This is a genomic window from Pseudomonas pisciculturae, from assembly GCF_015461805.1.
Taxonomy (GTDB): domain Bacteria; phylum Pseudomonadota; class Gammaproteobacteria; order Pseudomonadales; family Pseudomonadaceae; genus Aquipseudomonas; species Aquipseudomonas pisciculturae.
The window spans coordinates 144,437-164,983 of record NZ_JACVZE010000012.1; the positions used below are offsets into that span (position 1 = coordinate 144,437).

18 protein-coding genes and 1 pseudogene are annotated in these 20,547 nt (G+C 58.2%); 9 read left to right on the forward strand and 10 right to left on the reverse strand.

The genetic code is table 11. The features are described 5' to 3' along the window. Nucleotides 1-117: 117 nt before the first annotated feature. Nucleotides 118-292, reverse strand: a pseudogene (locus ICY20_RS28210) (GDP-mannose pyrophosphatase); the annotation flags it as partial. 91 nt (nucleotides 293-383) lie between these two features. Here ICY20_RS28210 and ICY20_RS26430 point away from each other — a divergent pair. After that, entirely contained in the window at nucleotides 384-767 is a 384-nt protein-coding gene (locus ICY20_RS26430; protein ID WP_159962791.1) for a hypothetical protein, read from the forward strand. Nucleotides 768-897: 130 nt separating this feature from the next. On the opposite strand, the gene ICY20_RS26435 is transcribed toward ICY20_RS26430, so the two are convergent. Together ICY20_RS26435 and ICY20_RS26440 are read right to left on the reverse strand one after the other, a co-directional pair. Further along, a complete protein-coding gene (locus tag ICY20_RS26435) occupies nucleotides 898-1,485 on the reverse strand; it encodes an NUDIX domain-containing protein (RefSeq protein WP_194939051.1) in 588 nt (195 codons plus the stop codon). Between the two features lie 11 nt (nucleotides 1,486-1,496). Further along, nucleotides 1,497-2,354: an SDR family NAD(P)-dependent oxidoreductase gene (locus tag ICY20_RS26440; RefSeq protein WP_194939052.1), complete on the reverse strand. Its 858-nt coding sequence runs from the start codon at nucleotides 2,352-2,354 to the stop codon at nucleotides 1,497-1,499. Nucleotides 2,355-2,516: 162 nt separating this feature from the next. Between ICY20_RS26440 and ICY20_RS26445 the strand changes: the two genes are divergently transcribed. Then, a complete protein-coding gene (locus ICY20_RS26445) occupies nucleotides 2,517-3,443 on the forward strand; it encodes an alpha/beta hydrolase (protein WP_159962794.1) in 927 nt (308 codons plus the stop codon). A gap of 191 nt (nucleotides 3,444-3,634) precedes the next feature. On the opposite strand, the gene ICY20_RS26450 is transcribed toward ICY20_RS26445, so the two are convergent. Beyond that, on the reverse strand, nucleotides 3,635-4,795 hold the full coding sequence (locus ICY20_RS26450; RefSeq protein ID WP_159962795.1) for an alpha-hydroxy acid oxidase: 1,161 nt from the start codon (nucleotides 4,793-4,795) through the stop codon (nucleotides 3,635-3,637). A gap of 121 nt (nucleotides 4,796-4,916) precedes the next feature. On the opposite strand from ICY20_RS26450, the gene ICY20_RS26455 reads away from it, so the two are divergent. Then, on the forward strand, nucleotides 4,917-5,699 hold the full coding sequence (locus ICY20_RS26455; RefSeq protein WP_159962796.1) for a DeoR/GlpR family DNA-binding transcription regulator: 783 nt from the start codon (nucleotides 4,917-4,919) through the stop codon (nucleotides 5,697-5,699). 118 nt (nucleotides 5,700-5,817) lie between these two features. Here the strand turns inward: ICY20_RS26455 and ICY20_RS26460 are convergent, their stop codons facing one another. Continuing rightward, the gene (locus tag ICY20_RS26460; protein ID WP_159962998.1) at nucleotides 5,818-6,024 is read right to left on the reverse strand and encodes a PLDc N-terminal domain-containing protein; all 207 of its coding nucleotides are present in this window, start codon (nucleotides 6,022-6,024) and stop codon (nucleotides 5,818-5,820) included. An 88-nt stretch (nucleotides 6,025-6,112) separates the two neighbouring features. Next, nucleotides 6,113-7,687: a hypothetical protein gene (locus ICY20_RS26465; protein ID WP_159962999.1), complete on the reverse strand. Its 1,575-nt coding sequence runs from the start codon at nucleotides 7,685-7,687 to the stop codon at nucleotides 6,113-6,115. A 238-nt stretch (nucleotides 7,688-7,925) separates the two neighbouring features. On the opposite strand from ICY20_RS26465, the gene ICY20_RS26470 reads away from it, so the two are divergent. Then, nucleotides 7,926-11,591, forward strand: a complete 3,666-nt coding sequence (locus ICY20_RS26470; protein WP_194939053.1) for a hypothetical protein — start codon at nucleotides 7,926-7,928, stop codon at nucleotides 11,589-11,591. A 462-nt stretch (nucleotides 11,592-12,053) separates the two neighbouring features. Here the strand turns inward: ICY20_RS26470 and ICY20_RS26475 are convergent, their stop codons facing one another. Together ICY20_RS26475 and ICY20_RS26480 are read right to left on the reverse strand one after the other, a co-directional pair. Beyond that, nucleotides 12,054-12,599, reverse strand: a complete 546-nt coding sequence (locus ICY20_RS26475; protein ID WP_159963001.1) for a putative natural product biosynthesis protein — start codon at nucleotides 12,597-12,599, stop codon at nucleotides 12,054-12,056. Between the two features lie 62 nt (nucleotides 12,600-12,661). Next, nucleotides 12,662-13,045 (reverse strand): DUF2946 domain-containing protein, encoded by a 384-nt coding sequence (locus ICY20_RS26480; protein WP_159963002.1) that lies wholly within the window; start codon nucleotides 13,043-13,045, stop codon nucleotides 12,662-12,664. A gap of 180 nt (nucleotides 13,046-13,225) precedes the next feature. Here ICY20_RS26480 and ICY20_RS26485 point away from each other — a divergent pair, with 180 nt between their 5' ends. Next, on the forward strand, nucleotides 13,226-13,834 hold the full coding sequence (locus tag ICY20_RS26485) for an SCO family protein (protein ID WP_194939054.1): 609 nt from the start codon (nucleotides 13,226-13,228) through the stop codon (nucleotides 13,832-13,834). Continuing rightward, on the forward strand, nucleotides 13,834-14,301 hold the full coding sequence (locus ICY20_RS26490; RefSeq protein ID WP_194939055.1) for a copper chaperone PCu(A)C: 468 nt from the start codon (nucleotides 13,834-13,836) through the stop codon (nucleotides 14,299-14,301). Before ICY20_RS26485 ends, ICY20_RS26490 begins: the two co-directional genes overlap by 1 nt. 425 nt (nucleotides 14,302-14,726) lie before the next feature. On the opposite strand, the gene ICY20_RS26495 is transcribed toward ICY20_RS26490, so the two are convergent. Next, a complete protein-coding gene (locus tag ICY20_RS26495) occupies nucleotides 14,727-15,056 on the reverse strand; it encodes a DHCW motif cupin fold protein (protein WP_159963004.1) in 330 nt (109 codons plus the stop codon). Between the two features lie 230 nt (nucleotides 15,057-15,286). Beyond that, complete coding sequence (locus ICY20_RS26500) at nucleotides 15,287-17,197, reverse strand: sigma 54-interacting transcriptional regulator (RefSeq protein ID WP_194939056.1); 1,911 nt, start codon at nucleotides 17,195-17,197, stop codon at nucleotides 15,287-15,289. Between the two features lie 182 nt (nucleotides 17,198-17,379). On the opposite strand from ICY20_RS26500, the gene ICY20_RS26505 reads away from it, so the two are divergent. From ICY20_RS26505 to ICY20_RS26515, 3 genes are all read left to right on the forward strand, one after another. Then, the gene (locus ICY20_RS26505) at nucleotides 17,380-18,246 is read left to right on the forward strand and encodes an NAD(P)-dependent oxidoreductase (protein WP_159963006.1); all 867 of its coding nucleotides are present in this window, start codon (nucleotides 17,380-17,382) and stop codon (nucleotides 18,244-18,246) included. 9 nt (nucleotides 18,247-18,255) lie between these two features. Continuing rightward, entirely contained in the window at nucleotides 18,256-18,960 is a 705-nt protein-coding gene (locus ICY20_RS26510; RefSeq protein WP_159963007.1) for an RraA family protein, read from the forward strand. Nucleotides 18,961-19,038: 78 nt separating this feature from the next. Next, nucleotides 19,039-20,400 (forward strand): CitMHS family transporter, encoded by a 1,362-nt coding sequence (locus ICY20_RS26515; protein WP_159963008.1) that lies wholly within the window; start codon nucleotides 19,039-19,041, stop codon nucleotides 20,398-20,400. The last annotated feature ends 147 nt before the right edge of the window (nucleotides 20,401-20,547 follow it).

A 20,547-nucleotide genomic window follows, 5' to 3' on the forward strand; every position in this document is an offset into this window, starting at 1 on the left:
AAACAACACAAAAACTCATAGCCTCACTCACAACAGCCGATTGGCGGCTGCTTCGCAGCCCAGCGCGGGGCAAGCCCGCTCACCACGGAGTTACCAGCCTTCCTTCAGCATACGTAATTAGAGATGCTGCAACAGCATAATGGTCTTACCATCCACAATCTCGCCACTCTGCACCATCGCAAACGCCTGCTCAAACCCCAGCTACAGCACTTCAATATCCTCACCCCCTTCCTCCAACCCACCGCCGCCGCCGACCCGCCCCCAGCCTGATACTCCCCATAAAAAAGTGAACCCCCATGAGGAGACATGGACGCTGGAGCTTAAATCCAACATCATGAATGTAGATAACACTGTTGTAAGAGTTCCATTACCGAAGAAATGAAATGAAGATACGAGTTACCGAGGTGCTTACGATCGAGGACACACTACGCGTGGGTTTCCTCTCGCCTGCTGGAAGTGGCACCGCTCTATGGATCGGACTTAAGCCGACAGCAGGTCAAGAACTGGACGTAGAGTTTGACTTGGATGAGGTTTTTTATTTTGGTGAAAACCTCAAATCTTCGTCCAGCACATCCCCGCATATCACCGTCGAAAACGGCGCAATCTATATAACAGCTGAAATAATCCAAAACGCCGACGAGGAATGGGTAGCACTTAAACTCGAGGACTCGATAATCCTCATTGAGCTCGAGGTGCCAATCGCTCAACGATCAGGATTTGTTGAGCTAAGAACAAACAGCATCCGTTTGTATCCAACAAATATTTGAGTTAACCCTGGATAACCAAGGCTTCACAAACCGGGTTTAACTCCACCATACCGGCCCAGGTTGGGGCTGCTCCGCAGCCCAGCGCGGGCGGTGCGACGATTGGGCAAGCCCACTCACCACAAAAGCAGGGTTACCAGCGTTCTTTCAACAGGCGCAATTCGAGATGCTGCAACAACATAATCGTCTTCCCATCCACAATCTCCCCACTCTGCACCATCGCAAACGCCTGCTCAAACCCCAGCTCCAGCACTTCAATATCCTCACCCTCCTCCTCCAACCCACCCCCACTGCCAACCCGATCCCCCGGCTGATACTCCCCCATGAAAAAGTGAATCCGCTCCGTCACCGAGCCCGGGCTCATAAACGCCGCAAAAACCTTCTCCACCTGCACCACGCGGTAACCTGTCTCTTCTTCGGCTTCAAGACGAATGCGCTCTTCAGGGCTGGCGTTATCCAGCAAGCCCGCCGCCGCTTCGATGAGGTAGCCGTGGTAGTCGTTGACGAACGTGGGCATGCGGAACTGACGGATCAGCAGCACGGTGCGTTGTTCGCAGTTGTACAACAGGATGGTCGCGCCGTTGCCACGGTCGTACACCTCACGGGTCTGGTTTTGCCAGCTGCCGTCGCGGCGGCGCAGGTCGAAGCTGTATTTTTTCAGTAGGTACCAGTTGTCCGAGAGGGTCTCTTCGGCGGTGATGCGAACGGGGCTGTGGTCCATGGGTGAGGGTCTCAAGTCAGAGGGTACGCTTGTTTGATGCGGTCCCAGGCAGCGGCGACTTCTTCGGCGGTGCCGGCTTTGATGCGGGCGAGGTCGCGCGGGTAGTCGACGCCTGGGTTTTCTGTGAAGCGTGTGGCGGTGAATTGGCCATTGCTGGCGCGCAAAATGTAGCCCGTGTCTTTGCAGTGCGTCGATGCCAAAAACAGCACGCCGGGCGTTACCCAGTCGGGCTTGAGTTCGTCCGGCTCCTCGGTGACGCCCCACATGCGGGTCTTGGCCACCGGCGAGATGGCATTGACCAGAATCCCGGCCTGCGCCCCCTCATGGCCCAACGCGTTCATGATGCCCAGCTGCGCCATCTTGCCGGCGCTGTAGGCCACCAGGCCAGTCTGCTCGTACTGCGCGTACATGGCGCGGTCGGAGGTGGTGAGGATGATGCGCGGCGCAGAGGAATGCAGCAGGTGCGGCCAGGCGTGCTTACACAGCCATAGCGGTGCGTAGAGGTTGATGTCCATGGCGCGTTGCAAGAACGCGGCGTCGAGGTCTGCGATGTTCTGGTAGCCCACCCAGCCGGCGTTGTGAATCAGGATATCGAGTTGACCAAAGGCCTCGATGGTCACGCTGATCAGTTGCCGGCAGCCGTCATCCGTTGACAGGTCGCCGCCGTGGCCGATCACCGTCAAACCTTCGGCCTGCAAGGCTTCGGCCGCCGCCTGGGCCACTGTTGCATCACGGCCTGCACCGACGGTGTCAGCGCCAATATCACTGATGACCACCCGTGCTCCAGCGTGGGCCAGTGCCCGTGCGTAGCTGAGCCCCAACCCGCGTGCACCACCGGTAACGATGGCTGTCTTGCCGGTAAAATCCATGTACTTGCTCTCCTGTTTGGCCGCCCACCCTAACAACCCCTGCACGCTTTGTTCAATGCTGTAACACTTTGCAAGCTATCCACGTAGACGGCTGTCGAATTAATTCCTGCCTGCGCGGGCCATCTGTTAAAACCCGTGCTTCACCTTTGTTCTGGAACCCTCATGTCTTCACGTTTTATGTCGCGCCTGAGTCTGCGCTGGTTTCCCCTGTTGTGCATGGCGCTGCTAATCATCGGCTTGCCGGTGGGTTGCGCGGTGTTGCAACACAAAGAGCGCGAGCTGGTGTTTCGCATTGAGCCGGGCACCGCCGGTTGGTACACCGGCCTGCCCAAAGCCGTGCAGGAATTCGAGCTCAAACCCAAGAGCTTTAAATCGGGACAGAACATTCATGGCTGGTGGTACCCGGCAGACAAGAAGGACGCGCCGGCGATCCTTTACCTGCACGGCGTGCGCTGGAACCTCACAGGCCAGTTGTTTCGCATCGAACAATTGCACGCACTGGGTTATTCGGTGCTGGCCATCGACTATCGCGGCTTCGGCCAGAGCCACGGCGATCTACCGTCGGAAACCACGGTGTACGAGGACGCGCGTATTGCCTGGGAGCGCTTCCAAACCCTGCAACCCGACCCGAGCAAACGCCTGATCTACGGGCACTCCCTGGGCGGTGCGGTCGCCATCGACCTGGCGGCGGAGTTGGGCAAGCAGGTGCCGCTGCCGGTACGCGGGCTGGTGATCGAGTCCACCTTTACCTCCCTGGCGGATGTGGCCACGGCGGTGGCCAATACGTCACTGCCGGTGCGCTGGTTGCTGTCGCAGAAATTCGATTCGATCGACAAGATCGCTGATATCCATATGCCGCTGCTGGTGGTGCATGGCCTGGATGATCGCTACGTGCCGCCGCGCTTCAGCCAGCAATTGTTTGAGGCCGCACAGGAACCCAAACGGCTGTTACTGGTGCCAGGCGCCAGCCATAACAACAGCATGAGCCTGGCCGGTCGCAGTTATGGCCAGGCGCTGGACAAGCTGATGCAAGCCAAGATGCCGGCCCAGGTTGTGACGCACTCCACAGGTCGCATCGGCGACTCATAAAATGCTTTTCGGCACTGGGTTCGCGCTTGCGTGTCAAGCGCAAACCCTGCCCATACTGGCCCTCGCCGGCAGTTGATCAAATATTAACCTTTGGTTAAATCGCCATACCCGCCGGGGTCTCGCAAAGTTATCCACAGAGATACCCACGGTTTTCGTGGACAACTCTTTTTATTTTTTTACGATTTTTTTGCTCAGTAAAGGCTTTCAGGAAATGTCCCTGGCAACAAAATCTCGCGATTCACATCGCGTATATCGTTATACCCACACAGCGCCATCGACACGTCCAATTCCCGCGCAATGATCTCCAGCGCCTTGGTCACCCCCGCTTCGCCCAGCGCGCCCAAACCGTACAAATGCGGGCGGCCAATCATGGTGCCTTTGGCGCCCAGCGCTATCGCCTTGAGCACGTCCTGGCCGGAGCGAATGCCACCGTCGAGCCATACCTCGATACGCTCGCCTACGGCTTCGACAATCGCGGGTAACTGGCTGATGCTCGACGGTGCGCCATCCAACTGACGACCACCGTGGTTACTCACCACCAGCGCATCGGCACCGGAATTGGCGGCCAGTCGCGCGTCTTCCACATCAAGGATGCCCTTGATGATCAACTTGCCGCCCCAGCATTTCTTGATCCATTCGACATCATCCCAACTCAGGCGCGGGTCGAATTGCTGAGCCGTCCAGGACGACAGCGAACTCATGTCTGCCACGCCTTTGACATGCCCGACGATATTGCCAAAACTTCGGCGTTTAGTGCCGAGCATGCCCATTACCCAACGCGGTTTAGTGGCCATGTTGAGGATATTGGGCAGGGTCAGTTTGGGCGGTGCCGACAGGCCATTGATCAAGTCTTTGTGCCGCTGACCGAGGATCTGCAAGTCCAGCGTCAACACCAGCGCATCCACGCCAGCCGCCTTGGCGCGCTCGATCAATTGCTCGACAAAGGCACGGTCACGCATCACATACAGCTGGAACCAGAACGGCTGGCCGACCTGTTCGGCGATGTCTTCCAACGAGCAAATGCTCATGGTCGATAAGGTATAGCGCAGCCCGAACGCGGCGGCGGCGCGGGCGGTGAGAATCTCGCCATCGGCGTGTTGCATGCCGGCCAGCCCGGTGGGTGCCAAGGCCACCGGCATTGCCATGTCCTGTCCGATCATGTTGGCGCGGATAGAACGCTCATCAATGTTACGTGCCACCCGCTGGCGGAACTTGATCTGGGCAAAATCGCTTTCATTGGCCCGGTAAGTACTTTCAGTCCAGGAACCGGAATCGGCGTAGTCGTAGAACATCCGTGGAACGCGTTTTTGCGCCAGCTTGCGTAAATCTTCGATGGTTGTAATCAACGACATCTGAGTTACCTCTCCCTGAACTGAGCCCAGAGAGTAACCGCCCATCGGCTGCGCAACCAGCCATTGCGTTTAAGTCGGCGGCGAACTAATCTCGCACAAACCCGCAAAAAGACGCACAACCATGCACAGCACCCATCAAACCATCGACCTGCCTTCTTTGCGCAAACAGAAGATTCTGTTGCTGCTGGAGCGCGACGGTAAAGTCACTGCCGCAGAATTGGTGGAGCACTTTGCCGTGTCCCAGGACACCATCCGCCGCGACCTCGGCGAACTCGCCGCCGCGGGCCTGCTACAGCGCGTACACGGCGGCGCCCTGCCCCGGCCTAAAGATACCGGCAAGGATTTCTTCACCCGTGTCGGCGAGACCAACGATGCCAAGCGCCGCCTCGCGCAAATGGCCGCCGACCGTGTCGAGGATGGGCAAATCGTGTTGTTCGATTCCGGCTCCACCACGCTGCAAATTGCGCAGTCACTGCCGCGCTCGATCCGCCTGACCGTGGTCACACCGTCGCCGATGATTGCCATTGCATTGGCTGATCATCCAGACGTTAAAGTGATCCTGGCCGGTGGCCAACTCAACCCTGCCACGCTGTCTACCAGCGGCGAGGAAGCTGTGCGATTGATTCGAAGCGTCAAGGCGGATGTGCTGTTCACCGGTGTCTGTGCGCTGCACCCCGAAGTGGGCATCAGCTCGCTGCATTTTGATGAAGTGGCGGTCAAGCAAGCGCTGCTCGACAGTGCGTCCCATGTGGTGGCAGTCACCATGGCTGACAAGCTCGGTGCGGTGGAGCCGTTTGTGGTGGCGTCGTGCGGGCGTATCCATACGTTGATTACGGAGTGGCATGTGCCGAGTGTGGAGGCGTATGAGCAGTTGGGTTTAGAAGTAGTGCGCGTTGAAGTGTGAGTGCGCATTTGTGGGAGCGGGCTTGTGTGGGAGCGGGCTTGCTCGCGAAGGCGGCGTGTCAGTCGCTACACAGGCTGACTGACACGCCGCCTTCGCGAGCAAGCCCGCTCCCACAGGTTTAGCCCCTGCGGTGTTGTGGCATCTCGCGCTTGGGGCCGAATATCGCCCACGCAATCAACCCAAACAACGGCACGAAAATCAGGATCACCAACCACAACCCCTTGGTCTCCCAGCCGCTGGTGCTGCGTAATACGACATTGATCGCCCACAGCTCCAAGAGCAGCAGAATCACTGCCAAACCGATCCACACATAGTCTATTTGCATGACTCACCTCCTGAGGTCTTATGCATTAGGTCTAGCATCGGCGCTGAGGGTTCATTAAAGTTTCAGCCGGGTGCTGACAATGTGCCTATCAATAGATGGTCAATTTCCGCCGCAACGACTCGTTAAGGTCTACCGCACGCGCCCGAGTGAACCCGGTAGAAATCACATAATAGATTTCCGGTTGCAAGCCTTTGAACATCTGTAAATGTTCCCGGTTGATCACCCGTCTGACAGGCGCACCTGCCGGCACGGACGGCCCGACGACTTGTTTATCAAGGTGGACAACGACATCGCCCAGCGCCCGAACATAACGCAGGATCAATGAGATCTGATCAGTGGCATGCCGCCACGCGTAATAGGGAATAGAAGCGATCACATAGTCTGGGTTATCTGCAATAACGTCGGTGGGGTACTCCTCAATAAAAGGCGCCTCAAGGCGCACGATGCTGCCCTTCACCTGGGCGGTGGTTTTTTTGGAGTAGATCTCGAACGGGGCATTAGACCGTCTCAAGATAAAGCTTGTGTCTATTCGTCCTTCTGCCGCCGCGCGGACGTCCAGGTAGTCGAAGAAAACCGAATGCGGCCTGCCGGCAGTCGTGATAGGGACAAACTTATGAACCACCTTCAATCCACCTTTGGGTGGATAGAAGCGGCAGGTGACATCGTACATATCGCCCACTAGGCCAACGTTGCGCGGCGTGTACACTTGCAACTCCAGCGGCCTCTCAGCCAAAACCTCCAAATCGACATAACCCAATGGCCCTGCATTGACGAGCACAGGCCCATCGTATCTGGACTCATCAAGCGTCACCGACACGAAGACGCTCGCCGAGCCGGGCGTTGACACATTGCCCACCAGATCGATGACCTCGAACCAGACCTCAAAGCGATCACTGTCGCCACCGTCGACAATATCCTGATACGTCACGGCAATGACCGTCGGCAACAGTGCACCTGCGACTTGCTGGGTAATGACAACCTGCCCCCAATGAAGAATGATTTTGTCTGTCGGGTTCAGATTCTCGTAGGGCTGGACACTGACTTTCACGCTATGGGCGTTACCCGGCACAATCACCGATTCGGACACACTAAAATGTAGCCCTGAATGCCCAGGCTCTATTTGATCCTTATCTTCTCCGGCAGGAAGGTCTGTTTTCACGAGTGTTTCCAGCGGGTACGACATGTCGTACTGCGCGCCGCCGCCATAATGAACGACGTAGACGAGTGCGTACGGACCGTCACGCAGGTCCTTCTGATCAACCGAAAAGAAGTAATGGTTGTGGGCTTCTTCGCCAGGCTCCAGCTTTTTGATTGCGAGCGGTTCGACGGTCGTAGGGTTGATCAGCTTACCTACCGTGATCAGGTCGCCCGGCTGGGCAACCCAATTTTTGTCTACCTGGATCGTCACACCAAAAGCAAACAACCAAGCCGCGATGCCGGCATCGTAGTGCTCGATATCTTCAGTCATGCCGGGGATGTACAGACGGTCAAGATTCTTGGGGTTTTTCTTCGGTTTGAGCGTCAACAGCGTTTTCGCAGCGGCAGTCTTTTTCGGCGTTGCCGTTGACTTGGGTTTAGCCGTGGTTTTAAGGCTGGCCTTGGTTTTCGCAGCCGTGGCTTTTGTGACGGCCGTATCTACGGCAGGGGACTTTTTGGCTGGCATGACTGATCTCCGGGTAGAGGCTGCGGCAGGTGATCGGTATTCACATGCCCAGGCAGTATCAAACACGCCTATAAGATCGATGACTACTGTCAGAGTTAACAGGTACTGAGCAGTGATAAGTGTTAGCGAGCGTACGACTCTACCGTTCGTCGGCACCTGTTAACTCTGACAGTAGCCGGCAGGAGATGCTTGGCGTTTGATGGCGTAAATCCAGCGAAACCGCGCAAGGACCCTCGCCATGGCCAAGAAAAAAACGCCAAAAAGCCTCCTTCTTTCCCCGGTGTTCATTCCCGATATGGAGCCCGTTTTCCAAGGTGATGGCGAGGGTGCGCACGGAGGTATTGGCCTGCGAAATATTGAGAGCCCGTTGGTGGTCTACCTCATCAACCCCAAAGACAACGTTGGCGCAGGGAGCGTTGCGACGCTGTATTGGACCAATACCAATATACCCGTGGCCTCGACACACATTCGTGAAGAGGACAAAGACCAGGCCCTCATCCCGCTCACGGTACCGCAGCACAACGTCGTTGAATTCTGGGCTAACCCGGTGCGCGCCAAGTTAAGGCGCGCCAGTGGCAATGAGTCCTTTACCGAGGAAATCAAAGTACGCGTGCGCCTGAACCGCCCCGGTGGCGATCCGGGGCCAGGGCCCGGCCATAAAGGTTTGCAGTATCAGGTCCCGCCCGAGATCCTGCTTCAGGGGGTCAGCGAAGCGACGGCGCAGGCTGGCGTCAAAATCACCATCCGGTATTGGCAATACATGCGCGCCTACGACCTGATCAGGTTGGTGTGGGGCTCCCGTACGGTTGAGCGTCGTGTGCTGCCCGGTGAGGAAGGCCGCGATATCGTTGTCACTGTTGACTATGAAACCATCAAGGCGGCGGGCAACAACCCGCTTACCCGCGTGGCGTATCAGGTTCGTGACGCAGGCGGCAACCTCCCGGCAGAAGGGGCACGCTGGTCGGCGTCAACCTGGATTGACGTACACCTGAACGAGAAACGCCCGGATGAGCCCTGGCTGAAGTTTCCAGGCACTTACCCCAATCGCCTCGACTTGTCCGAGCTGGGCAGCTGGGATGTGGAGATTGAAGTATGGGTCACCAGCGCCGAGACCGGCGCGTACTCTCATGTGACGTTGATATGGGATGCAACGGACAGCGAGGGCAACGCTGTGCCACACACAGAGACCCGCCCATTGAATGGGAATGGGGGCTATATTTTTACCATCGCCAATGCCCTGGTGGCGGCCATCGCGGGCGGTATCTCCAACGTGCATGCCCTGTACCAGCGGGCAGGCGGCGAACTGCCCTCGCAAAAACTCTCCCTGGAAGTTTTCGGCCAAATCGTCCGCTGGCCCGCCCCGCAGATCAAGGAAGACCTCGGCGGGCATATAGACCCAGACTTTGATGCGACGGTTTACTTTCCACTTCAAGGCAGTTGGCCGGACAACGGCCTTATCGAAGTGATTTTCCGGGTAAGTAGCCCGGACAACAGCATCGAATACCGGGTCGGCCGCGAAGTGGATGATGTACCACCCACACCCGCCGGGAATCTGGAATTCACCGTACCTTCCGCCGAACTGAAACGATTTGATGGGCATCTGGTTGAAGTGTTTTATGCACACACTCGGCCGGGCAGCAAACCCCAGGAGTCCCTGCGCCTGCACATCATTGTGGGCGTACTCGAACGCACGATGCCTGAACCGTTGATTGACAAGGCCATTGGCGGCCAGTTGAACCCCGATGATATCGGCGCTTATGCCAAGGTGTTCTCGACATTCACCGAGACCCAACGCCTGGACTGGATCAGGATGTTCTGGATCGGCCCGCGTGGCCGCACCGAGGTGCCGGTGCAAGTGGCGGTGAATGGTGCCACCACCGAGCATGACATCGACAAGTCCTATCTGACAGACAACTTGAATGAAACCGTGGCGGTTTTCTACTCGTTGAAACGTGGCGATCAGTTTCCGCGCTATTCACAAATCACTGAGGTGCTGATCAGTCGCAACCTTGGCGATCTGCCAGCGCCGACATTGTTGGGGGCCGACGTGACCGGCCCAGGTATCGCCGAGTTGGAACCGCTGAAGGTACAAATGGGCACCACGCTGGTAGTGGTCTATGTCGGCATGCGCGATGAAGACTCCATTAAAGTGACCATGGCCGGTTCCGGTAACGGGGGCTCGCCGGATATTGCGGCCAAACCGGGTAACCAGGCTTTGCAAAAAGTTGAGTTTGACATCACGGCTGCAGCCATCGCGGCTAACGTTCGCGATCACGCCACCACAGTCAAATTCAACTATGTAGTCACCCGTGCGGGAACCCCAAAAACATCGGGGACATTGACGGTAACGGTGAAACCGATTCCGCTGGCTGAGCTGGCGAAGACGGTTATCAAACTCAATCAAGCCAATGCCGCCACCAAAGTGCTCAGCCTGAGTTCCTTCACAGGCAATGCGACCGCTCATGTTGGTGTCTGGGCGTTTATTGCCAACACCCGGCCTGTCTGGCTGAGGTTTTTAGGGAAGACGTCCAGCAATGTCGCGCACGATTATCTGCTGTTCAACGGCGCTGGCAGCGCCAGCGTCAATCAGGCATGGATTAACGATGAGAAATATGAGTGGCCACTTCCCCGTACGTACCTGGAAGGGCTAGGGAATAACACAGAACTGGTCATGGAGTTCAAGGCCGCGCTCAGCAGCAGCAAAGTTGAAACTGACGCGGTTGCCTTTCCGCTCGTGAAGTACAGCGTCAACACCGTTCAGATACCCGATCAGTTCCCAGTGCCGACGCTGATCCAGGCCACGGTAACCGGCGCAGCCACTGCGACACTGGCCCCTCTGAATGCACAAACCGGCGCCACCGTATCGGTAGCGTTCGCACCGATGGACTCCACCTACAGCATCAAGGTCACGATGCTCGGAACAGCGGGTGCAGGCTCGCCGCCCATTGCCGCCAAGCCTGGCTCGACCAGCGGCGTGGTGACCTTCGATATTCCCAAGGTGGCGATTGCTGCGAACATTGGCAATACGAACAAAACGTTCACCTTGAAGTATGAGGTCACCCATAACGGTGTGACCCGACCTTCGGTGGTGTTGACGGTCACGGTCACGACGATTCCCAACTTGCCATACCCGCTGATCCATGGCACCCCCCATAATCAAACCCTGACCATTGCCGACTTACCTGCAAACGCGCAAATCACCGTTGCACAATGGCCTTTGCAATACTCAGGCATGAAAATTTGGCTGAGTTACTACTGTTCAGGCGCTAACCCTGCCCACAATATCGTTTGGGCAGGGGCTCATTATAATTATGAAATTCCGTTGGCTTACTTAGCGCCGCTCAGTTGGTTAGCTACTTGCCCGCATGGTCAGAAGGTCAGTGTTATATTCAAGGTAGCCTATGACCCGAATGCGGATGAGGCGGGCGCGGCGAATTTCCCGGTGACGGAATACATCATCAACAACGAGAAATTCAGCGACTTTACCAACTTCGAAAACAACACACTTAACGGATGGACGCTAGGTCCAGCGGGAAGAGAAATGTTTATAAGAGTCGCACAGGGTGCGAATGGACAAAAAGTACTATTCAATAACACTAGCCACGGGGGAGATACACACGCAGGAATAGTAATGTCAAAAACAATACCCACAACCATAGGGAAAAACTATGTATTTACCATCATAGCAAGAAGAGTTCTCGAAGGTTCGGAAAACTTTCCAATCATCAGCCTGAGAACCCCCGAAAACCCATCTACAGGAGGACCTCTAACGCTGCAGTTTGGGCCGGTATCTCGTACATTCACGGCAATTAATAGCTCCACGACATTCATCGTATATAATGCAAGAGCACAGTGGAACGGTAACGACTTTGAAGTTGACACATTAGAAATTAAACTATTGTAGGGTCAACTAAAAAAACAAGTACTTTTAGCACCCTACATCGCCGACAGGGGGGGGGGGATCAATACAGCGGCGAATACAGATCCGACTGCGAACGCCGGATCTGTACGCATTACAAAATACACCCCCTTTACGCCACGTCTCATCCAACACCCGCCAATGGAGGCGCTAGACTCCCCACGTGCTTAGACAATTACCCCGGGTCTACTCCATACAGACATCGCGAAAGACTGTCGCTGCGGAGAACACTGCACCACAAGAAACAAAGGTAAAAAATGCTCAAATCGCAGAGTGCACCGGAACTCATATCCGGCGCCCTACAAGTGCACGAACCTTGATACCGATCAGAGCGTTACATCAACGCGACGCTTTAGCTGCCGGGCAGTGCTGCATTCCACGAGAACGCCCGCAGCGTAGACTGCGTCGCACGGGAACAATCATTCTTTTAGGGGTTGCGTAACAATCTCAGGACACTGGCAACCAACCATTGAACCTTCCCCTAGCATTCAGCGTAGACCAGGCAAAATCCTGCTCCGCGCCCGGCAACGCCTGGCGTTCGACGTCCGCCAATGCTGCGCCCTTCCAATCAAAAACCGTCGAACCCTGCCAAGCCACGACCACGCCATAAGCCTGACTCTCATCCGTGTTTACCCAGCACGCCGCCGCAGCCGCCATAAATGCCTCAATCAGCTCATCATCAATGTGCGTGCGGTACTGCGATCCCAACAACCACCGACACACGTTCAAGTGATACGTCCAATCCTGCGGCGGCTTGTTGCGATACGCCCACGTCATGAAGCTGCGAAACATATTCAGCCCCTCCGGCGGGTCGAGCTTGAGCAGCGCCGGGCAGATATCGAACAAGGCGTGCCAATACGGCAACAGGCGTGCATCCAAGTGCACGAAACATCGGGAATTGCTCGGGTAATCAGGCCGCAAAGGTTCCGCGCGCAGGCGGCGCGACGCCTTGCTGACCAGGCGGCTGGCGCCGGCGGGCAATGCAGGATTCATAAAAGGCACTCGCAGTCGTGACGAGAGAACGCCTCCTGGTCTCAGGAGGCCCAGGGCACACGTCAGATTGCGGGGGAAGCGCGGGGGTTGGCCGAGGGCCAGGCATAGCGCGGCGGCGCCTTGTTGCGCCGTTCATGAGCCGGCCGCGGAGATTGCCCAAGCCCCAATAACCACGCCAACCCGATCAAAAACACCAGGGCAACGGTCAGTGCGATGCAAACCGGGCAGGCAAAGTAGTTCGAGATGTTGCTGGAAGACGGGCTGCCCAACCCTTTGTCGGAAAGTGGCGCCTGCTTGCCATCCACCGAACAGAACTCGCCACCGATGCCATTGAGCACCTGCCCCGTCATCTGCCCATGCCCCAAACCGCAGACAAACAGGTTCATCAGCACGCAGAAGTACAGGCTCCAGGCGATCAGCGAACGGTCGGGGTGGCTCAATTTCATGGCGGCGACTCTACCATCCCAAGTGCTCCAAGATGAAGCACGGAGCGACCCTGTGGCAGAACGTCGCACATTACGCAGGCGTGCCGGGGTTGGTAGACTTGGCGCCCTCCTCGTTACTCCTTTTTCAGGCTTGGGTTGTTGATGTTGCGCAATGCAGGCGTTTCACAGGATGCACAGTTGATGAGTACGTTATTCACCCGCCGCAAGGTGCTGACCGGCATGGGCCTGTTGGGCCTGGGCAGCCTGTTGGGCGGTTGTGACAACAGCCCCAAGTTGAACTTCAAGTACGGCAAGGACTTGAGCGACAAGATCATGGGCCGCACCTTCAAGCTCAAGAACACCGAGGGCGACACGGTCACCCTCAGTTCCTACCGTGGCCTGATGCCGGTGGTGTTCTTTGGCTTCACCCAGTGCCCGGCTGTGTGCCCGACCACCCTGGCCCGCGCCGCCCAGGCCAAGAAGCTGATGGGCCGCGATGGCGAGATCATGCAGGTGATCTTTATCACCCTGGACCCGGAGCGCGACACGCCAGAGATTCTCGACAAGTACGTCAAGGCCTTCGACCCCAGCTTCGAAGCGCTCTACGGCACCCCGGAAGAAATCGCCGTGGCCGCCAAGGAGTTCGGGATCTTTTATGAAAAGATCCCCGCCGGCGACACCTACACCCTGTCCCACACGGCTACCAGCTTTGTGTTCGACACCCGTGGCAACCTGCGCCTGGGCCTGCAGGCATCCCTTACCGCTAAAGAGTGCGCAGAAGACCTGCTCACCGTCATGGAGGTCTGCTAATGACTGCCGTTCAACACCTCAAGCGTTTCACCTTCGGCCTGACCCTACTGGGCCTCGCGGCGCACGCCAGTGCCCAGGTGCAAGTGAGCGACGCGTGGGTACGCGCCACCGTGCCGGGCCAGCCGAGCAGCGGCGCGTTCATGACCGTTACCGCCGACAGCGACAGCAAGCTGCTGCGCGTGGCGTCGCCGGTGGCCAAGGACGTGCAAATCCATGAGATGAGCATGAAGGATGATGTGATGCGCATGGGCCCGGTGGACGCGGTCGCCCTGCCCGCCGGCAAGACCGTGACCCTCGACCCCAACGGCTACCACGTGATGCTGATGGGCCTGACCGGCCAGATCAAGGAAGGCGACCAGGTGCCGCTGACCCTTACCGTCGAAAACGCCAAGGGCGAGCAACAGTCGATTGAAGTCAAAGCCCCGGCCCGAGGGCTGGATGGTATGGACCACAGCAAGATGCATTAAAACGCTGCATCTCTATCGCCAGCACCGCCGCCTTCGCAGCCTCGCTAAAGCTCGACAGCTCCCACAGGTGACCGCATTCATCCTGTTGAAATGCAGTCGAATGTGGGAGCTGGCTTGCCTGCGAAAGCTATAGTTAAGCCACCCCATCTCTACCGCCAGCACCGCCGCCTTCGCAGCCTCGCTAAAGCTCGACAGCTCCCACAGATGACCGCATTCATCCTGTTGAAATGCAGTCGAATGTGGGAGCTGGCTTGCCTGCGAAAGCTGTAGTTCAGCCACCCCATCTCTGCCGCCAGCACCGCCGCCTTCGCAGCCTCGCTAAAGCTCGACAGCTCCCACAGGTGACCGCGTTCCCCCTTTGGAATGCAGTCAAAGGTGGGAGCTGGCTTGCCTGCGAAAGCTGTAGCACGGGCACTACATCTCTATCAGTCCACAATAAACAACGTTGCCCCGGTGGCGGTCGATGAGCGATGGCCTTCCATGTCATTGCCTACGTGGTAACTCATGCCGGCCGCCAGGGTGAATTGGCGGCCGTCCTCCAGTTCGGTGTGCAACTCGCCCTCAAGGCAAAGCAGGATATGCCCACGCCAGCACCAGTGATCCGCCAGGTAGCCGGGGGAGTATTGCACCCTGCGCACACGGGTGGTGCCAAAGTGGCAGGTGCGCCAAGACGCATTGCCCGTGACGCCTGGGTGGAGTGTGGGTTCGACGATGGACCAATCGGTGATGCCAAAGGGGACGCCAGTGAGATCCATGATGCGCTCGATTGTGTGAGGAAGGGAGGGGTCAGGCTAGCCAGTGGGTGTCTGGCGCGGTAGACACAGATCGCTGGGTTTTGCGGGATACAGGCAGCACCCTCATCTCGCATCGACATTGCCGGGTTAGCTAGGCTGCGAAGGCGGCGGTATGGCCGGTAGAGATGTGGTGCCTGAGCTATAGCTATCGCAGGCAAGCCAGCTCCCACAGGGGGCGCGAGGTTGGCCAGTCAATACCGCGCACTGTCAAAGCACCCAGGGTCTTCATCCAGGTACTTTTTCATCCGCCGCCACAAGGTGGTAGTGCTGATGTGCAAGCGCTTGGCGGCCTCTTCGCGGTTACCGCGTACGCTGCTGAGTACATCGTGCAGCAACGCCAATTCGCTCTTGATGGGAGCGCCCTGCTCAACCGCCACATCGGTGGACAGATCCTCCAATACCTCCTCCAGCCACGGCTGCGCAAACGGCCGCCCTTGGCTCATCACCGCCAGGCGCTCGACGACATTACCCAATTGCCGAATATTGCCCGGCCACGCATAACCGCTAAGACGCACCAACAAATCATCCGAAGGCTCGGCCGTGTCCATCGGCAAGCTTAGTAACAAGTAGCGCACCAACTCGGAAATATCCCCACGGCGCTCACGCAACGCCGGCAGGTGCAACTTGAGCACGCAGATGCGGTAGAAGAAGTCCTCACGAAACAGCCCCTGAGCCACCAACTGCGGCAAGCTTTTGTTGCTGGCGGTGATGATGCGGATGTCGATGGGCGTGACTTTGTCATCACCAATGCGCACCACCTTGCGCTCTTGCAAGGTGCGCAGCAGTTTCACCTGGATGTCGGTAGAGGTTTCGTTGATTTCATCCAAAAAGATGGTGCCGGTGTGCGCCAGTTCGAACACGCCCGCCTTGCCTTCGTTGAGTGCGCCGGTAAAGGCGCCTTTGACGTAGCCAAACAGTTCGCTCTCCAGCACACCGGGGGCAAACGCTGCGCAGTTGATCGCCACGAACGGGCCGTTTTTGCGGCGCGAGGCGTTGTGAATGCTCTGGGCGAACAGCTCTTTGCCGGTGCCGGTTTCGCCTTCGATCATCACTGTGCTGTCTACCGCCGCATAGGTCAGGGCCAGGCGCTTGGCCTTGGCCAGCGCCGGGCTGCTGCCGATGATGTCGTCGAAGGTTTTTTCGGCCAGGTGCAGGCGTGCCAATTGGCGCCGCATCTTACGTTCGATGGCGGTGATTTCGGTCTGGCTTTGCAGGGTGGCCACGGCGCCGATCACCTGGTTGTCGAGGGTGATCGGGGCGATGCTCAACGTCAGCGACAAACGCCCCAGACTGATCAGCGCACCGCGCACCGGGCGGCCGTGGTTGAGTACCTGGCTGAAATAGTCCTGGGTCAGCAGGCCATTGATGCTGTCACCAACCCCCAGGCTGCCCAGGTAACCCGTGGCCACGCTGTTCATGTTGGTGAGGGTGCGCTGGCTGTCGACACTGAATATGCCTTCGGACACGCAATTTAGGATCGACTGGATCATCTCGTAGCGGCTCTGCAATTCCACGCGTTTGAGCCGCCGCTCCTCCTCGATCTGCAACAAGTGCAAGGCTTCATCGATGGCCTCTTCGGCCGCATCTGGGTCGGCCTCGGACATGATGTAGCGCATGCCCCGCGCCATCACTGCCTGGCGCGATGACAAACCACCAATCGCCACTTCAATGCCTTGCGCCTGCAAGCGGTCCAGCTGCGCCTCGGTGGCCTGGCTGCTGCCCAAGGGGTCGATCAGGCAGATCGACACCTGCGGCATAAACGGCCGCGCTTTTTCCAGAATCGTCGCATAGCCCTCGGACGTGGCCAGGAAGGCGACCTTGTCCGACACCTGCTGCGCCTTGTGATAGGCATTGATGCAGTCGAAAAACGTGTGTTTGACCTCGACGATGGGCACCCGCAATTGCTCGCGCAACACACTGGCGGTGCGGCCGCGGCTGATGATCACGCTGACGCCGCTGTCGAGCAGTTGGCGTGCCTTGAGGGTTGCGTCGTGCTGGGCGGCTTCCACCACTAGCAGCGATAAACCGCGCTGTTGGAGGATGCCGCGCATCACCGAGGTCAGGGTGCTGGAGGGGGAAATCACGGCGATGGTGCCTTGCATGGTAGACCTCAGCAGCACGGGTAGAGATTGCAGATTATTGCATGGCGCAATTATTTGAAATGCCATGCAACGCAGCATTTCAACCTTAAAATCCTAACCCATTGTTTTACATAGAGTCGAACGCAGTGGCACAGCCCTTGCTCTTCCTTCATCAATAACAAAGACAATGAAGGAAACACTGGATGGATATCGTCTTCATCGGGTTTGGCGAAGCCGCCTACCACCTCTGCACGGGCCTACGTACCACCGGCGATCTACAGATCGGCGCCTTCGACGCCCACGTCAGCCCCACCCTGCAACAACGCGCCGAGCAACTGCACGTCACCCTCTTCGACTCCCTGGAACACGCTTGCCGCGATGCCCGCTTCGTGGTGTGCCTCACCAGCGCCAGCAGCGCGTTGGCCATTGCACAAAAAGCCCTGCCGCTACTGGTCGCCGGGCAAACCTATGTTGATATGAACTCCGCCGCGCCCACCGTCAAACAAGCCATAGACCAACTGCCCCGCCCCGCTGGCGTAGGCTTTTGCGACAGCGCCGTGATGGGCACCGTGCCCGGCAATAACCACCGCGTACCTATGCTGCTGGCAGGCGACGGCGCGGCTGCATTTGCCGAGGCCTTCACGCCACGGGGCATGCAATTGACCGTGCTGGACGCCGAAGCCGGCGCCGCCTCCGCCATCAAGATGCTCAAGAGCGTGGTGATGAAAGGCCTGCCGCAATTGCTGCTGGAAGCCTTCCAGGCCGGTGAAAAGTTTGGCGTGCTCGACACACTGGTGGCGTCTCTGGGGGATTCGCTCAATGGCAAGACCATCGAGCAACTGGCCAACACCTTCACCGCCCGCACGCTGATTCACGCCAAGCGCCGCAGCGCGGAAATGGACGATGCGGTCGCCACCCTCGAAGCCGTCGGCGTCGACCCGGTAATGACCCGCGCCACCCATGCCCAGCTCGAAAATCTTGCCGCCACCGACTGGGCCAGCCTGCTCGGCCCCGGTGGCAGCGACATGGATTTTCGCACCGCCATCGCCCACTTTGCTGCCCACGCCTGAGGCCCTGCCATGAACACTGAACACTACTTCCCCCTGCCCGACCTGATCCCCGCCGACCTGCTCGCGCGCTTTCGCAAACTCAGCCCGGCGCAACTGTGCGACGGCATGCAAAGCCTCGGCATCCCGCGTAACGGCTGCATGGATGCCGACCTAATGCCCCTGGATGAGAGCAAGGTGATGCTCGGCACCGCCTACACCGTCGACACCGAAGACGGCGACAACTTCCCCATCCACGTCGCGGTATACCAGGGCCAGCCCGGCTACGTGCTAGTGGTGGCCGGCAAGGCCTACCCCGGCCGCGCTTATATCGGCGACCTGATGGCCGGTGCCGCCCAGGCCGTTGGGTTGGCCGGCATGGTCATCGACGGTTGTGTGCGCGACAAGGTGCCATTGGCCCAACTGGACATCCCGATCTACGCCAAGGGCTTCATGCAACGCAGCCCCGGCAAGCAAGGCCCGGGCAAGATCAACGCCACCGTGACCTGCGCCGGTGTCGAGGTAGCACCGGGCGACCTGGTGTTCGGCGACTACGACGGCGTCACCGTGGTACCCCGCGCACGCTTGGTGGAAGTGCTGGAAGCCTCGGAGAAAAAAAGTACCTACGAAAACCAGCGCCGCGACGTGATCGATGCCTACACTCGCGCCCGAGACAGCGGCCAGCCCTTGCCGGCGCTGGCCCCGGCGTGGGTCACCCAACTGCTGGAAGGCCAGTAACGTTCAAGGCTGTATCCGGGGCGCTTGGCGCCCCACCTGCTGCGCTCACTATAAAAATAAAATTGTGGAGACGTTCAGATGCTGACAGTTCTGGGCTATGTGTTGATCACCTTGTTTTTGGTGCTGGTCATCAAGCAAAAACTATCGCCGTTTACCGGCCTCATCGTGGTGTCGCTGGCCGTGGGGGTGCTGGCGTGCCTGGTCAATGGCGTGCCGATGGGCACCATCATTCAATGGGTGCGCGAGGGGCTGTTCTACTCGCAGAACGAGGCTGGCAAGGTCTCCCTGGGCACGGTCAACCCCACGGTGATGATCCTGTTTGCCGTGTTGTATTTCAGCCTGATGATGAACGTGGGGCTTTTTGATCCGCTGTGTACCTTCCTCATCCGCAAGGCCAACGGCGACCCGCTGAAAATTATTTTGGTCACCGCGTTTACCTCGGCCGTGGTCACGCTGGATGGCGACGGCACCACCACCATCCTGATCATCACTACCGCGTTCCTGCCGCTGTACAAACAGATGGGCATGAAGCTGTCGAACCTGGCGATGCTGATCATCCTGCCCTGCGGCCTGGGCAACTGCCTGCCCTGGGGCGGCCCGTTGGCACGGGCGGCGGCGGTATTGAATGTGGAGGTCAACACGCTGTTCGTGGCGATCCTGCCGATCCTCGGCGTGTCGTTTCTCTATGTGTTCTTTATGGCCTACCTGATGGGCATCAAGGAACGCAAACGCCTGGGCTTTGTAAAGGGTGCCAACGGTATCGTGACGCCTGAACAGATCGTGCAGATGGTCAACGTGATCAAGGACCATGACAAGGAACTCAAGCGCCCGCGTCTTTTCCTGTTCAACCTGGCGTTAACCCTGGGCATGCTGGTGATCCTGATTGCCGGCTGGGCCAGCGGCGCCGTGGTGTTCATGCTTGGCACCGCGATTGCACTGACGGTCAACTACACCGCCGTGGAGCAACGCGAACGCATCACCGCCAACGGTGGCGACGCCGTGGCCGTGGCCTCGATCATCCTCGCCGCCGGCTGCTTCTTGGGCATCTTCAACGGCAGCGGCATGGCCGGCGCCGTGGCCGAACACATGGCCAGCCTGATCCCAGACTCCATGGGCAGCCACACCGCACTGATCTTCGCCTTCCTCGGCGCCCTCGCCTGCTACGCCTTGCCGGTGGACGCGTACTACTTCGGCATCCTGCCGGTGGTGGCGCCCATCGCCTACAAGTTCGGCATCAGCCCCACCGAGATCGGCGTGGCGTCGTTTATGGGTCAAGCGTTGCGCTATGCCAGCCCGACGGTGGCGTGGTTGTTTTTGCTGATGAACCGTACGGAGATGACGTTTGGGGAGTATCAGAAGGAATTCTTCAAGTGGTCGATCCCGATGTTTTTCATCTTCATCGTGACGGCGATTGTGACCGGCGAACTGCCCATCGGCTGACCCCAACCCTGTAGGAGCGAGCTTGATCTGGCCTAATGATTTTGGACACTTTAATCGGGCGCTATGATGGCGCCTAAATTTGAGGTGTTTTGAATATGCGCAAATCTTATTCCAGTGAATTCAAACTCAAGGCAGCCAGTATGGTGC

What these genes read in the sequence shown, in the direction of transcription:
- ICY20_RS26500 (WP_194939056.1), bottom strand. Translation starts at nt 17,197, where the DNA reads ATGCAAGGCACCATCGCCGTGATTTCCCCCTCCAGCACCCTGACCTCG.
- ICY20_RS26450 (WP_159962795.1), bottom strand. Translation starts at nt 4,795, where the DNA reads ATGTCGTTGATTACAACCATCGAAGATTTACGCAAGCTGGCGCAAAAA.
- ICY20_RS26505 (WP_159963006.1), top strand. Translation starts at nt 17,380, where the DNA reads ATGGATATCGTCTTCATCGGGTTTGGCGAAGCCGCCTACCACCTCTGC.
- ICY20_RS26495 (WP_159963004.1), bottom strand. Translation starts at nt 15,056, where the DNA reads ATGGATCTCACTGGCGTCCCCTTTGGCATCACCGATTGGTCCATCGTC.
- ICY20_RS26515 (WP_159963008.1), top strand. Translation starts at nt 19,039, where the DNA reads ATGCTGACAGTTCTGGGCTATGTGTTGATCACCTTGTTTTTGGTGCTG.
- ICY20_RS26460 (WP_159962998.1), bottom strand. Translation starts at nt 6,024, where the DNA reads ATGCAAATAGACTATGTGTGGATCGGTTTGGCAGTGATTCTGCTGCTC.
- ICY20_RS26475 (WP_159963001.1), bottom strand. Translation starts at nt 12,599, where the DNA reads ATGAATCCTGCATTGCCCGCCGGCGCCAGCCGCCTGGTCAGCAAGGCG.
- ICY20_RS26480 (WP_159963002.1), bottom strand. Translation starts at nt 13,045, where the DNA reads ATGAAATTGAGCCACCCCGACCGTTCGCTGATCGCCTGGAGCCTGTAC.
- ICY20_RS26445 (WP_159962794.1), top strand. Translation starts at nt 2,517, where the DNA reads ATGTCTTCACGTTTTATGTCGCGCCTGAGTCTGCGCTGGTTTCCCCTG.
- ICY20_RS26485 (WP_194939054.1), top strand. Translation starts at nt 13,226, where the DNA reads ATGAGTACGTTATTCACCCGCCGCAAGGTGCTGACCGGCATGGGCCTG.
- ICY20_RS26430 (WP_159962791.1), top strand. Translation starts at nt 384, where the DNA reads ATGAAGATACGAGTTACCGAGGTGCTTACGATCGAGGACACACTACGC.
- ICY20_RS26470 (WP_194939053.1), top strand. Translation starts at nt 7,926, where the DNA reads ATGGCCAAGAAAAAAACGCCAAAAAGCCTCCTTCTTTCCCCGGTGTTC.
- ICY20_RS26440 (WP_194939052.1), bottom strand. Translation starts at nt 2,354, where the DNA reads ATGGATTTTACCGGCAAGACAGCCATCGTTACCGGTGGTGCACGCGGG.
- ICY20_RS26435 (WP_194939051.1), bottom strand. Translation starts at nt 1,485, where the DNA reads ATGGACCACAGCCCCGTTCGCATCACCGCCGAAGAGACCCTCTCGGAC.
- ICY20_RS26465 (WP_159962999.1), bottom strand. Translation starts at nt 7,687, where the DNA reads ATGCCAGCCAAAAAGTCCCCTGCCGTAGATACGGCCGTCACAAAAGCC.
- ICY20_RS26455 (WP_159962796.1), top strand. Translation starts at nt 4,917, where the DNA reads ATGCACAGCACCCATCAAACCATCGACCTGCCTTCTTTGCGCAAACAG.
- ICY20_RS26510 (WP_159963007.1), top strand. Translation starts at nt 18,256, where the DNA reads ATGAACACTGAACACTACTTCCCCCTGCCCGACCTGATCCCCGCCGAC.
- ICY20_RS26490 (WP_194939055.1), top strand. Translation starts at nt 13,834, where the DNA reads ATGACTGCCGTTCAACACCTCAAGCGTTTCACCTTCGGCCTGACCCTA.